General features: G+C 44.2%; 13 protein-coding genes, 1 riboswitch and 1 other annotated feature. Of the genes, 6 read left to right on the top strand and 7 right to left on the bottom strand.

Annotated features, from left to right (window positions below; genetic code table 11):
- Positions 1-35 precede the first annotated feature (35 nt).
- The 4 genes from LLY41_RS22095 to LLY41_RS22550 all read right to left on the bottom strand — a co-directional run bounded on the left by LLY41_RS22095 (position 36) and on the right by LLY41_RS22550 (position 3,237).
- The gene (locus LLY41_RS22095; protein WP_304586632.1) at positions 36-1,088 is read right to left on the bottom strand and encodes a FecCD family ABC transporter permease; all 1,053 of its coding nucleotides are present in this window, start codon (positions 1,086-1,088) and stop codon (positions 36-38) included.
- Complete coding sequence (locus LLY41_RS22100; protein WP_304586633.1) at positions 1,054-2,013, bottom strand: ABC transporter substrate-binding protein; 960 nt, start codon at positions 2,011-2,013, stop codon at positions 1,054-1,056. The genes LLY41_RS22095 and LLY41_RS22100 overlap by 35 nt, the downstream gene beginning before the upstream one ends.
- Before the next feature lie 163 nt (positions 2,014-2,176).
- Positions 2,177-2,381: riboswitch (cobalamin riboswitch) on the bottom strand.
- Positions 2,382-2,461: 80 nt separating this feature from the next.
- The gene (locus LLY41_RS22545) at positions 2,462-2,749 is read right to left on the bottom strand and encodes a hypothetical protein (RefSeq protein WP_370460174.1); all 288 of its coding nucleotides are present in this window, start codon (positions 2,747-2,749) and stop codon (positions 2,462-2,464) included.
- Positions 2,746-3,237, bottom strand: coding sequence for a hypothetical protein (locus LLY41_RS22550; protein WP_370460175.1), 492 nt, complete (start codon positions 3,235-3,237; stop codon positions 2,746-2,748). Before LLY41_RS22550 ends, LLY41_RS22545 begins: the two co-directional genes overlap by 4 nt.
- A 275-nt stretch (positions 3,238-3,512) precedes the next feature.
- On the opposite strand from LLY41_RS22550, the gene LLY41_RS22110 reads away from it, so the two are divergent.
- Positions 3,513-4,697: an FtsW/RodA/SpoVE family cell cycle protein gene (locus LLY41_RS22110; RefSeq protein WP_095245860.1), complete on the top strand. Its 1,185-nt coding sequence runs from the start codon at positions 3,513-3,515 to the stop codon at positions 4,695-4,697.
- A gap of 30 nt (positions 4,698-4,727) precedes the next feature.
- Positions 4,728-4,985: a binding site (T-box leader), on the top strand.
- Between the two features lie 48 nt (positions 4,986-5,033).
- On the top strand, positions 5,034-6,719 hold the full coding sequence (gene argS / locus LLY41_RS22115) for an arginine--tRNA ligase (protein ID WP_179289089.1): 1,686 nt from the start codon (positions 5,034-5,036) through the stop codon (positions 6,717-6,719).
- A gap of 12 nt (positions 6,720-6,731) precedes the next feature.
- Here the strand turns inward: argS and LLY41_RS22120 are convergent, their stop codons facing one another.
- Entirely contained in the window at positions 6,732-7,613 is an 882-nt protein-coding gene (locus tag LLY41_RS22120; RefSeq protein WP_095245858.1) for a sulfite exporter TauE/SafE family protein, read from the bottom strand.
- A gap of 167 nt (positions 7,614-7,780) precedes the next feature.
- Between LLY41_RS22120 and LLY41_RS22125 the strand changes: the two genes are divergently transcribed.
- The 4 genes from LLY41_RS22125 to LLY41_RS22140 all read left to right on the top strand — a co-directional run bounded on the left by LLY41_RS22125 (position 7,781) and on the right by LLY41_RS22140 (position 11,148).
- Positions 7,781-8,218: a Dps family protein gene (locus LLY41_RS22125; RefSeq protein WP_095245857.1), complete on the top strand. Its 438-nt coding sequence runs from the start codon at positions 7,781-7,783 to the stop codon at positions 8,216-8,218.
- Positions 8,219-8,356: 138 nt separating this feature from the next.
- Positions 8,357-9,250, top strand: a complete 894-nt coding sequence (locus tag LLY41_RS22130; protein WP_095245856.1) for an EamA family transporter — start codon at positions 8,357-8,359, stop codon at positions 9,248-9,250.
- Positions 9,251-9,896: 646 nt separating this feature from the next.
- Positions 9,897-10,316, top strand: a complete 420-nt coding sequence (locus LLY41_RS22135) for a DUF4395 domain-containing protein (RefSeq protein ID WP_095245855.1) — start codon at positions 9,897-9,899, stop codon at positions 10,314-10,316.
- Between the two features lie 106 nt (positions 10,317-10,422).
- The gene (locus tag LLY41_RS22140) at positions 10,423-11,148 is read left to right on the top strand and encodes a YqcI/YcgG family protein (protein ID WP_095245854.1); all 726 of its coding nucleotides are present in this window, start codon (positions 10,423-10,425) and stop codon (positions 11,146-11,148) included.
- Positions 11,149-11,210: 62 nt separating this feature from the next.
- On the opposite strand, the gene LLY41_RS22145 is transcribed toward LLY41_RS22140, so the two are convergent.
- Together LLY41_RS22145 and LLY41_RS22150 are read right to left on the bottom strand one after the other, a co-directional pair.
- Positions 11,211-11,996 carry a serine hydrolase gene (locus tag LLY41_RS22145; protein ID WP_095245853.1) on the bottom strand — a complete coding sequence of 262 codons (786 nt, stop codon included), beginning with the start codon at positions 11,994-11,996 and terminating at the stop codon, positions 11,211-11,213.
- Position 11,997: 1 nt separating this feature from the next.
- Positions 11,998-13,008, bottom strand: coding sequence for an ABC transporter ATP-binding protein (locus LLY41_RS22150; protein WP_095245852.1), 1,011 nt, complete (start codon positions 13,006-13,008; stop codon positions 11,998-12,000).

Here is a 13,008-nt window from a genome sequence, read left to right on the forward strand (position 1 = left end):
TCTTAATTAGAAAAGCGCAAAGCGCCTTTATGCGCTTAAAGTTTATTCCTTCTTCTCATTAAAATAGCCCCAAAAACAGGTGCACCGATTAAGGCTGTAATCACACCGATCGGAAGCTCGGCAGGAGCAATGATCGTCCGTGAAACCAGATCGGCAATAATAAGGAAACCTGCTCCCACAAGAATGGATAGCGGCAGCAAATGCCTATGATCCGGCCCCCATAACATCCTGGTCAGATGAGGAATCACAAGTCCGACAAATCCTACCGTTCCAGACACAGCAACAGCCGCACCCGTTAAGATAGAGCCTGCTATCAGGACCATTATCTTTCTCTTCTGAACGTCCACCCCGATATGCCGGGCCTTTTCCTCTCCGAAGCTCATAGCATTCAGCTCTTTGCTGTTCACTAACAGAAGAACCGCACCTATCACAAAGAAAGGAAGGATAATGTTAATATACGCCCAGCCTCTCATCGACACACTTCCAAGAAGCCAGCCGATGATCTGTCTCAGCTCCTCACCAGTCAGAGCAATCATCAGAGAGATGAGGGCTCCAAGAAAAGAACTGAAGATGATGCCTGTTAAAATAATCGTTTCCACTTTCATGGATCTTTCAATATTTCTCGCAAAAAACAAAACCGCAAAAATAGTTAAAAAGGCAAATAAGATGCTGAATAAAGGCAGCGTAAACATTCCTGCAAACGGAATGGATAAGCCAAAGAACAAGGTTAAAACTGCACCAAGCGAAGCCCCGGAAGATACCCCGATTGTATAGGGATCTGCCAGCGGATTTCTTAATAAGCCTTGAAAGGCAGCTCCTGCAATAGCAAGAGATGCCCCAACCAAGCCTGCCAGCAATACGCGCGGAAGCCTGATATTCATAATGATATTTGCATGCATGCTATCTGTGTTTTCCAATGAAACAAAGGGAAAAATCTCAGCGCTTATTACTCTGATGATCGTCATGGGGTGAATGGACACGGTTCCGATCGAGATCCCCATCAGCATGGCACAAAGCAGGAAAGCTAGTGCTGATATATAAGCCAGTAATTTATTATTTAAATACGTCCGGATATACTGCTTTTGCAAGTTCCTCGACTCCTTCAATAATACGAGGGCCAGAGCGGGTTACCATATCGGAATCAACATCGGCAACCTGCTTATTTTTCACTGCGGTTATATCCTGCCAGCCATCGCGGCTTAAGACATTGCCGACAGCATCTTCAGTGTAATAGCCATGAGTTGTGATGATCACATCCGGATTCCGTTCGATAATCGCTTCCGGATCCATCTTCGGCCATCCTTCTTCCGTAATGATATTTTCTGTGTTGATGGCACTCAGCATTTCGTCCATAAACGTCTCAGTCCCTGCTGCATAGATTTCCGGAGCAGGTGAAACTTCAACCATTACCGATTTGCGGTCCTCTTCTTTTATCCCATTAGCTTTTGTTTTGATTTCCTCAAGCTGGCGCTTCATGTCTGAAACAAGAGTTTCTGCTTTTTCCTTCTCTCCCGCTGCGGTCCCAATCATTTCAATGGATTCAAATACCTGATCAAAGCTCTTCGCGTCATTGACAACAAGGACGGTTACACCTGCATCCCTTAATTGCTGAAGACCTGCTTCCGAATTTTGTGCACTTGAAGCGTGGGCAAGGACAAGGTCGGGATTTAAGGAGATCACTTTCTCTACATTAAATTCCAATCCTCCGATCTTTTCCTTTTCTGCGGCTTCCGGCGGGTAGTTATCAAAATCGGAGACCCCGACCACTTCTTCTCCCAGCCCTAATTCGAATGCTATTTCAGTGTTGCTTGGAATCACGGAAACGATTCTTTCGGGCTTGGCTTCAATGACCACTTCATTATCCAGCGCGTCATTTATCGTTACAGGAAATGCAGCACTCTGCCCTTCCTCAACCTTTTTCTCTTCTTTTGGCTGTTCAGTACTATCGCCGCAGCCTGCAAGCACTCCTGCAGCAAGCAGCATAGTTAATAAAAATACATAAAACTTTTTCATTCTCAGCAATCCTCCTATAACTTTCGACAAAATTCGGGTGGTGCCTGTCACCAAAAATAAAAAAAACATCCCCTCGAATGGCAAGGAGATGTTGGTATGGTCATTTACAAAAAATTGCAGAATAGATGGCCGGACCAAACACCTCCCTATCCTCGTAGGTTTATGGGTGCTTAAGAATCAGGCAGGTCTCCTGGCTCATGGTCAATGCGTTCTGCTCCTTCCCATACTTGTGTGTACAGTGGATTTGCAGACAGCTACCATTTACAGTGGCGGGACCGCGCTGGAATTTCACCAGCTTCCCTATTAAGTCTTCAAAAGAGCTTGCTTTAAAGCCCTTTTGAGAAGACACCTGTTCTATTGCGGATATAAAATTTTCTATTTCTGATTATACACCATCCCGCAGAAAAGTAATAGAAAATTGCGGAATGTTGTAAAAAAGTTCAGAATTCTAACGAGAGTATATTTTCCATTCTTTTGTCTTCTTATCGAACACAATCTTTGCCTCACATGGCTCTTTTACTATGGCTTCGTACTCATCATACATATCATCCATATTAGCAAAATCACCAATAATCCAAATTGGAATCTCGATCCTGACCCGATTCTGTTCGATATCCTTAATGGAAAGGACCGCTCCTTCTTTCATGAGGGGCTTTAATGAAAGCAGGACATCTCTGGTAATAGGAGGATACGTCTTTTTCTTCTTAATGCCAAGGAGCGTTTTTTCTACCTTCATCTGTCCCATTTTCCCGGGATCACTTCCCCAAGCATACGGTAAAAATCGTTCAGATCGCGATAATAAGTGCGGTTAAACCAGCCATCGTCATGGGCAAGGTACACATACCGGTTGCTCAGATAATTGTAAAATGGCAGCTTAAGATGCTCTTTAATATGGCCGAGATAAAGAAGCTCCGCAATTGTCTGGCCCGGAAGCTCATTCACCGCTTCCTCTTCCTCGAAGTCAATCCAGCAAAAATCGCCATAGCCGTATACATCATCCTCAACCAGCCTGCCCAGCTTGTCCCTTGACACATAATCGAACATCGTGTGGCTATTAAAGTCCCCATGTTCATAACGGTGCTTTAACAGCAGTAAATTATTAATAGAATCTGAAAGAGTCTGGGCAAACTCTGCAAACTCAATTCCATATGTCATTACATACTGATCCTGTTCATTAAGATGGATGTAGATGAGATCACGAATAGTTTGATTCCTTCTTTTCAATGACGAAACCTCCGAACCGTAGCCAAATTGATAAAAAGACAGCTTCTTATGAAACTGCCTGCCAAACTTCCAGTATTTTATCCTCTTATTGTAGCAAAAATATCTGAAAATATCTTTGCAGATGAGAAAAAATTTTTAATCCGTTTTTTTGAAAATACAGGAAACCATCATGGTAATTTATTCGTCTAACTAATGAAATCCCTTTCTCGATTGTAAGGTTAATTTTTCTTTGGTAGGATAAAAATGTAAAAAGGTAAAGAAACCAGGTGTATATAATGAACCAGAATAATAGATTCTCAGACCGATTTGATTGGACGTTATGCTTTCTCCTGCTGCTGTTTTTTCTCATCAGCTGCATTGCGATATACAGCGGACAATCTTCCAATCAATATGAAGGGAATTTTGTTATATCACAAATTAAAAATTATATTGTTGGTGCTGTCATTGTAGGGATTGTCATGTATTTTGACAGCGAGCAAATCCGGAGACTCACATGGCTGCTGTACGGTTTAGGCATCCTATTGCTTGTCGGGCTATTCATTGCACCGGAAAGTATTGCACCAGAACGCAAAGGGGCTACATTGTGGTATATCATTCCCGGACTCGGTTCAGTGCAGCCTTCAGAATTCGTAAAGGTGTTCCTTATTATCGCTCTCAGCAAAATCATCGCTGACCACCATCTTAAGTTTCAGGCTAAGACAGCCGGCACGGACTTTTTTCTCCTAATCAAACTAGGAGCAGTCACATTGCCTCCATTAGGATTGATTATTATCGAAGACCTGGGTACCGCCCTTGTCATCATCGCGATATTAGCAGGAATCATCCTGGTATCCGGAATCACCTGGAAAATCCTTGTTCCGATTTATGGAATCCTCGGTGCTTTAGCAGGAACCGTTCTATACCTGGTGATCATAGCACCGGAGATTTTAGAGAAATACCTTGGGATTGACCCCTATCAGTTCAGCAGGATTTATTCCTGGCTTGACCCGGTCAATCACAAGCAGGGGGCCGGAATGCAGCTGTATAATTCCATGCTCGCTATCGGCTCGGGTTTGATTTCCGGTAAAGGCTTTACCGACAGGCAGGTATATGTGCCTGATGCCCACACTGATTTTATCTTCAGCGTCATTGGCGAGGAATATGGCTTCTTCGGCGCCAGTGTAGTAATCAGCCTTTTCTTTCTGCTTATCTATCACTTAACGAAAACAGGCCTTGAGACGACTGACCCTTTTAATACCTATATTTGCGTCGGGGTCATCAGCATGATCACCTTCCATGTATTCCAAAATATCGGAATGACTATTCAGGTCCTGCCAATCACCGGCATTCCGCTTCCGTTTATAAGCTACGGCGGAAGCTCACTTATGGGAAACATGATGGCCATGGGACTGATATTCAGCATTCGCTACCATCACAAAAACTATATGTTTTCAACTGATTCAAATTATGTTGCAAAATAATTCCAACCGCGTATAATAACAGTAATATATTTAGTGTCTATGATGAAGAGAGTAGCAAAGGGTTCTTTCCTAAAAGCGAGACAGGGCCGGTGCAAGCCTGTCGGAAATCCTTTTTGTGAAGCGCACTTCGGAGATGCACAGCTGAAAGTAAAATAGGCTGTGCCGGGTAAGGAGTCCCGTTATCAAACCCCTTAAGGAATGTGTTCAAATAAATTGAAACGTCCTTTCGCAAGAGGTCCTTTGGACAATCAGAGTGGTACCGCGGGAAGATTTCAGCTCGTCTCTATTTTATATAGAGGCGGGCTTTTTTATTTTCAGGGAGGTGTGTTTAAAATGATTAATTTCAAAGCGATATTCGCAGATCAGCTGGCATCTGTGCTGAATGGGCAGCTTTCTGAGGAAGCCATTTCAGACTTAATCGAAACGCCAAAGAATCCGGCACATGGCGATCTTGCTTTTCCCTGTTTTACACTGGCAAAAGCATTCAGGAAATCACCTGCCTCCATTGCTGAAGAGGCTGCTTTCCAGATAAAAGGACCGTACATTGAAAGAGCGGAAGCTGCCGGGCCCTACATTAATATCTTTTTTTCCAAAGATGCTGCAAGTGCAGTCATACTGGAAAAAATCCTGAAGGATGGAAAAGAATTTGGACTGCTGAAGGATGGTGCAGGCAAAACAGCCGTGCTTGATTTCTCTTCACCCAACATCGCCAAGCCCTTTTCCATGGGTCATCTGCGGTCAACCGTCATTGGAAATGCCCTCGGAAACCTGGCCGGAAAATGCGGTTATACCGCTGTCAGAATCAACCACTTAGGCGATTGGGGCACACAATTCGGCAAGCTGATCACCGCTTATAAAAAGTGGGGCAATCCGGATAAGGTGAAGGAGCATCCGATCAGGGAGCTGCTCAGCCTTTATATACGGTTCCATGAAGAAGCAGAGCCTGATCCATCCCTTGAAGATGAGGCACGTTCCTGGTTCAAAGAGCTTGAAAACGGTAATAAAGAAGCACAGGACCTCTGGAATTGGTTTAGAGATGAATCATTGAAGGAATTCCAGCGGGTTTATGACAGGCTTGGCATTCATTTCGATTCATACAATGGCGAAGCTTTTTATAACGATAAAATGAAACCCGTCATAGAGGAGCTGATGGCAAAAGATCTGCTGGCTGAATCAGATGGTGCGGAGGTCGTTGAGCTTCCTGATGAAGACCTGCCTCCCTGCCTGATCAAAAAATCCGACGGAGCGACTCTTTATGCAACACGGGATCTGGCTGCAGCTTTTTACAGAAGAGAAAATTATCAATTTGATCACTCCCTATATATTGTCGGCCAGGAACAAAGCATCCATTTCAGGCAGGTCAAAAGCGTGATCAAAAAGATGGGCTATGAGTGGGCAGACAGTATGACACATGTCCCGTTCGGTCTCTACTTAAAAGACGGAAAAAAGATGTCTACCAGAAAAGGAAGAGTCATCCTTCTGGAGGAGGTCCTGGATGAAGCAGTTCTTCTTGCAAAAGGCAATATCGAGGCTAAAAATCCCGGTCTGGAAAATAAAAATGAAGTCGCTGATGCAGTTGGCATCGGAGCCATTTTGTTCCATGATCTGAAAAATGACCGCATGAACAATATTGAATTTTCCCTTGAAGATATGCTGACATTTGAAGGAGAAACAGGTCCCTATCTGCAATATACCAATGCCCGGGCCTATTCCCTGCTCCGCAAGGCAGATGATATACCATCTGCTGCAAATGGGCTATCCGATTCTTACAGCTGGGAAATTATTAAGCTGCTCTATCAATATCCTGAGAAAATCAGACAATCTTATCGGCAACTTTCCCCTTCCGTTCTCGCTAAATATCTGATGGATGTGGCCCAGGCCTTCAATAAATATTACGGGCAGGTAAGAATCCTGGAGAAGGATGCCGGCATCCAGGCAAGACTTGCCCTCGTCAAAGCAGTCGCCATTGTTCTTACAGATGGCATGCAGACACTCGGCATGAAGGTACTGCGCCAAATGTAAAAGGAGAAGCCGTTATGGCCTCTCCCTTTTTGCCTTTGTCCGGGCTTTTGCTTTCTGCATTTTCACAAGACTTCTTACCAGAAATCCGCCGACAAAAATGGCCATCAGCACTAAACCGGTATAATTCAAATGCATTAATTTCAGTATCACACTTGCGACTGTCGCCATATATAAGGCTCCGAGCATATACGTGATCTCTTCGTTCTCAAAATAAGAGGTAAGTTTCGCACCAAACTGTGAGCCAATGAGGCCTCCTCCTACGAGTGAAAGGCCAATCCAATAATCAATGCTGACAGTGGAAACGTAGGACAGGAAGCCTGCGGATACGATTAACATGACAGCAAACAAGCTGGTCCCTACCGCATTTTTCGGCATCATCCCTAAATAGGCGACCGATAAAGGCACCATAATAAAACCGCCGCCAACCCCTAATGTAGTAGAAACAAATCCTGCAAAAAATCCAATCAGCACCATCTTCACAATGGAAGGCGAATGGTCAGAAGAGTGAACAGCATGGGCTGACTTTTCTCTTCTTTTCAGCATGCTCAAAGCAAAATAAGACAGCAATATGATATAAAAAGCAGGCACGGCCCACGTGTCCCAGCCTTTATTCTCAAGAAAAAGAACAAATGGATGGGCGGCCTGAGTAGCTGCCATTCCGCTTAATCCAAGTATCAGCCCCTGCTTAAGCCTTATATTTTTCAGCCTGATATGAGCGGAGATGCCTGAAAGGGACGTTCCAATCGAAAACAGCAAACTTGTGGTGATCGCTTCCACTGGAGAAAAACCAAAAAGCATAAGCGTTGGAGTAAGAATGAATCCCCCGCCTACCCCAAAAAAACCGGAGAGCACACTAATAAGTGCCCCGAGAGTAATAAAGAAAACATATTCCATTTATATTCCTCACTAACTATCACTGCTATTAATAGGTACTATATCACTTTACCATAATTGACAACGGTTATACTGTTGTTCCCTTATTTATAATAATTATAAATAAGTATTGATTATAAATTAATATTTGTTATAATTAGTATATAAATAACTTAGGGGGAATTACGATGGAAAAATTACATGAGGCATTAAACGTACAAATTGCTGACTGGAGTGTCCTTTATACGAAATTGCATCGCTACCACTGGTTTGTAAAAGGCCCTCTTTTCTTTACCCTTCATGAAAAGTTCGAAGAATTATATAGTGAAGCGGCGGAAGTTGTGGATGAGGCAGCGGAACGCCTGCTTGCAATCGGCGGCACACCGGCAGCAAGCTTGACGGAATTCCTAAGCATTACGACTCTTGAAGAATCTAATGGGGAACACAAAGCAGAAGACATGGTTGCTGCTCTTGCTTCCGATTATAAGCATATAAAAGAGCAATTACATTCTTTAGCCCAGCTTGCCGAGGAGCAGGAAGATCACGTGACAAACGACTTTGCCATCGGGCTAATGGAAAAATTGGATACGCATATTTGGATGCTGCAAGCCTACTTAGGAGAATAATCGATTTTGGCAAGAGAGTCAGTGAGAATGGTCACTGGCTCTTATTTTTGTACTAAAAAAAACTTTGCCATTTATGCTCTCTGAGGTGTTATGATTGACCTGATTGCTTCATTTTATTTTCGGAAAGGAGTATCCATAATGGCAAACTTAAAGTATTCATTCTTTATTTTTCTGGGCGCATGCAGTTATGGCATTCTGGCATCCATTGTTAAGCTCGGACTCCAGGCCGGCCACTCTGTTCCCGAACTGACCGGAAGCCAGTATTTAATTGGGCTCCTTTTATTATTGCTTTCTTTCCCATTTATCAAAAGAACGAAAATCACCATTAAACAAGCGGCAGCTTTGTTATTGACCGGCGCCTCCTTAAGCTTAACGGGCATTCTGTATGGAATGAGCCTTGACCGGAACCCGGCCTCCATCGCTGTTGTCCTTTTATTTCAGTTCACCTGGATTGGAATTCTTTTTGAAGCACTGTATGAAAGAAAGATGCCCAGCAAAGCCAAAATCATTTCTTCGATTCTGCTCATAATAGGAACAGTATTTGCAAGCAACCTGATTAATTCCGGCTCACATACTATTCAAGCGGATGGCCTGATTTATGGCTTATTATCTGCGGTTACTTTTGCCGTGTTCATTTTTGCAAGCGGCAAGGCAGGCAAAGGAATTCCAACCATCCAGAGGAGCATCTTCATCACATTTGGCGGACTTCTTCTGGTTGCAGCTGTTTCAGGTCCCGTCTTAATAGGCGGCGGCATTCAGCTTGGGGGCCTATGGAAATTCGGTCTCTTGATGGCATTGTTCGGCGCTATTTTCCCTATTGTATTCTTTGCCATCGGGTCACCCCACTTAGATTCAGGGCTTGCCACGATTGTAGGCTCTGCCGAACTTCCGGCCGCTGTTGCTGCCGCTATGCTGATTTTAGGGGAAAGGATATCAGAAGCACAGACTTTCGGGATTGTGCTGATCCTGATCGGAATCAGCATACCTCAGTTTTCATTTAAAAAAGCGGCAAAGAATCGTTTGAGCACGTAGGATTTTTTATGACGGGATTCGCTTGGCGCCTGCTGTGCCGCGATCAGCTTGATGATAGAGGCTTTGGAAGTCATTCCAGAGCCTTTTTTCTTTGAAGGCTGGTGTTTTGCGGGGCTTTTTTGCTGGTGTAGCTGGGTTCTGACTCTGGCTTGGTCTTTTCTCCCTTTTGTGTCGGAAGTTGAACCAGGTTCTGACTCTAGCCTGCTCTTTTCTCCTTTTTGTGTCGGAAGTTGAACCAGGTTCTGACTCTAGCCTGCTCTTTTCTCCTTTTTGTGTCCGAAGTTGGCCCGGGTTCTGACTCTAGCCTGCTCTTTTCTCCTTTCTGTGTCCGAAGTTGAACCGGGTTCTGACTCTAGCTAGCTCTTTTCTCCTTTCTGTGTCCGAAGTTGAACCAGGTTCTGACTCTGGCCTGCTCTTTTCTCCTTTTTGTGTCCGAAGTTGGACCGGGTTCTGACTCTAACTGGCTCTTTTCTCCTTTCTGTGTCCGAAGTTGGCCAGGGTTTTGACTCTGGCGCTCCTCTTTCTGCTTTCTCTGTCCGAAGCTGAATCATACTTTTTATTTTCCAGGCGTTTTCTCTTCACAAAATCAAACAACTTCAGTAAACTATTAATACCAATAAAACCAATGAGAAAGGTCGGAAAATAAATGGCGAATACACCAATTTCGATTCCCCGTCCGCTCGTAAGAACCAATCAATGGTCAATTGTATTAAGTGTTTTAGCTTCTTGGTTTACCGGAGAAGCCTGGATACTCGCACTTCCGCTGCTCGCAGGTGCAATGGGCCTATTATTCGGCTACAATCCGATTATGCGTACAGCACGACATTTTCTTAGAAAGAGTCCTTCTGAGTACATCCCCGAAGACTGGGAGCAGCAGCAATTTAATCAGGTGATTGCTGTTGCCTGCCTGGCGCTTGGGCTGATCAGCTTTCTGCTGGGCTGGACAGCTGCAGGGTATATTTTTACAGGGATGGTCGCTCTTTCAGCGTTTATTGCCATTCTGGGATTTTGCATCGGCTGTTTTATCCGCTTTCAGCTTAACCAGTATAAGTACCGAAATTCGTAAGGCAGCCATCACGGCTGCCTTTTTCGTTTCCTTATTCACCCAGCTAGTTTCAAAGGACTTTTTAAGGGGTACATATTTCATAAGTAAAATATTCCGAGGTGAAAAAATGAAAACTGCCAGTAAGTTTCTTTTAACAAAAGAAGATATGACTAACCCCGATATTGTGCCTGAGTGGGTTATTCAAGAATATAAAACATTTCATGATACAGTTACAGATAAAACCTTCCCGTGCTATTTTGGCATGACTGCAGAAATGCGCGGTGAATTGAGATATGCCTATATTACAAAGGATGACTGGTCTAATCTGCCGGAGGCTCTTGAATCCTTTATCGAGCTCTTTGATGCACCAAAGCTTATTCGTCATGGCCTGTTTGTATTTGTGGAGCCTGAAAAAGATGAAAAGCCGCTTGAACATTACAGAGAAAATTTCTGGAATATCCTTCAGTATTTGCATAAGGTTGATACAAAGCCATGGCCGAAGGATTATCCGACAGATCCGGACCATCATTTATGGGCGTTTTCTTTTGCGGAGGAGCCATTCTTTGTGTTTGGCAATGCGCCTGCATACAAGCAGAGAAAGACGAGGGATTTAGGCAACAGTCTTGTGCTTGGATTCCAGCCGCGCCGTATTTTTGAAGGTCTGGAAGGCACCTCTAAAGGCGGCGTCATGTCGAGGGAAAAAGTAAGGGAGCGGGTTGAAAAATGGGATGGCCTCCCTACCCATCCAAACATCAGCCACTATGGCGATCCCGAACACCGTGAGTGGAAGCAATACTTCATCGGTGATGACGTTAAGCCAATCGAAGGGAAATGCCCTTTTCATCATAAATAATCAGGAAGTTCAGTGAAAAAACTGCATAAATAAACAAGGAACCGTTCTCAGTGAGCGGCTCCTTATTTATGTGTCATATATTGATTAATGCGGCTGCCGATTGCGGACAATACTTCTTTGCCGGCTGCCTGATTTTGGAGCCTGTCCACAAGTACTGCAGCGCAGACTGCTTTTCCTTTATGCGTAAATATCGCGCAATCATGTTCTATGCCGGGAAGTTCGCCTGTTTTACCCGCAACCGTGACTTTTTCCTCGTCTATCGTGTTGGCAAGTTTGTTTTTAAACTGCTGGTTTTCCAATATATACAGAGCTTTTTCAGTATACTTCCCTGATAAAAGCTTTTGCTCTGCCAATGCCTTTATGCCATACAGCATATCCCTGGCAGTCGTGGTGTTGTCTATGCCGTTTTTCAGTGCTTCAAAATCCATCATCTTTCTGTTTAATGATGTGTGATTAAACCCCAAATTTTTGAAAAGCTGATTGATTTTTTCTATTCCGAGCAGCTCAATGATAAGATTAGTCGCTGTATTATCAGACACAATGATCATAAGGGTCATTAGGTCTGTCACCTTGATCTTCAAATCTCTGGCCATAGCTTGCAATACACCTGATCCGCCAACACGGGCAGAAACAGTAACTTCCAATTCCTCCTCAAGCTGCAGCATCCCTTTCTCCGCCTGTGAAAGTCCTGCAAGTAAAATCGGCACCTTTATTAAGCTGGCTGAAGAGAAAACGGCATCGGCATCTTTTTCAATGACACCATCCCCGGTATGGATACATACAGCAACGCGGCCTTCACAGCTGCTGGCCAATGTAAGAATTTCCGCTTTAAGTGTATGAAAATCCATTTTATTTCGCAGCCGCCACTTGGGGACGGTTATTGTCGCCCGTTACTTTTTCATTATATAAATGGCAGGCTACAAAGTGATCCTTCTCAATCTCCTGCCACTCAGGCTTCATGGAAGCACAAGCCTCCATCGCATAAGGACAGCGTGTGCGGAATACGCAGCCGCTTGGCGGATTCATTGGACTTGGGAGCTCCCCTTCCAGAATGATTCTTTCCCGGTTATCCTCGATATCAGGGTCAGGGATGGGAATCGCCGACAGCAGGGCCTGTGTATATGGGTGAAGCGGATTTTTATATAAGTTTTCGCTTGTGGTTAATTCCACTAGATGGCCTAAGTACATAACGCCGATTCTGTCGCTGATATGCTTAACCATTGAGAGATCATGGGCGATAAATAAGTAGGTCAGCCCTTTTTTCTCCTGGAGACCCTTAAGCAGGTTCACCACCTGGGCTTGTACCGATACATCGAGTGCTGAGATTGGCTCGTCAGCAATAATGAATTCCGGATCCAGCGCCAAAGCACGGGCAATTCCAATTCTTTGCCTCTGCCCGCCGCTGAATTCATGCGGATAACGGTTAGCATGGTCGCGGTTAAGACCTACATCCTCCAGAAGCTGATAGACCCGCTCGAGACGCTCCCTCTTATTCGGATATAACCCATGAACCTCCATGGGCTCGGAAATAATCTCCTGTACGGTAGAACGCGGATTCAAGGAGGCATACGGATCCTGAAAAATCATCTGCATTCTCCTGTGAAAAGCAAACCTCTCTTTTTCAGTCATGTTATGGACATTTTTCCCGTCATAAAGGACTTCCCCTTCTGTACGGTTATATAAGCCAATGATGGTACGCCCTGCGGTTGATTTTCCGCAGCCGGATTCGCCGACAATCCCGAAAGTTTCTCCCTGTTTGATATGAAAGGAGACATCATCAACAGCCTTCAGGGTTTGTCCTTTTCCCATTGAAAAATGTTTTTTCAGATTGTTGACCTGTAAAAGTGCTTTTTTTGCCAT

This window comes from Cytobacillus firmus (genome assembly GCF_023612095.1).
In the GTDB taxonomy this organism is placed as follows: Bacteria; Bacillota; Bacilli; order Bacillales; family Cytobacillaceae; genus Cytobacillus.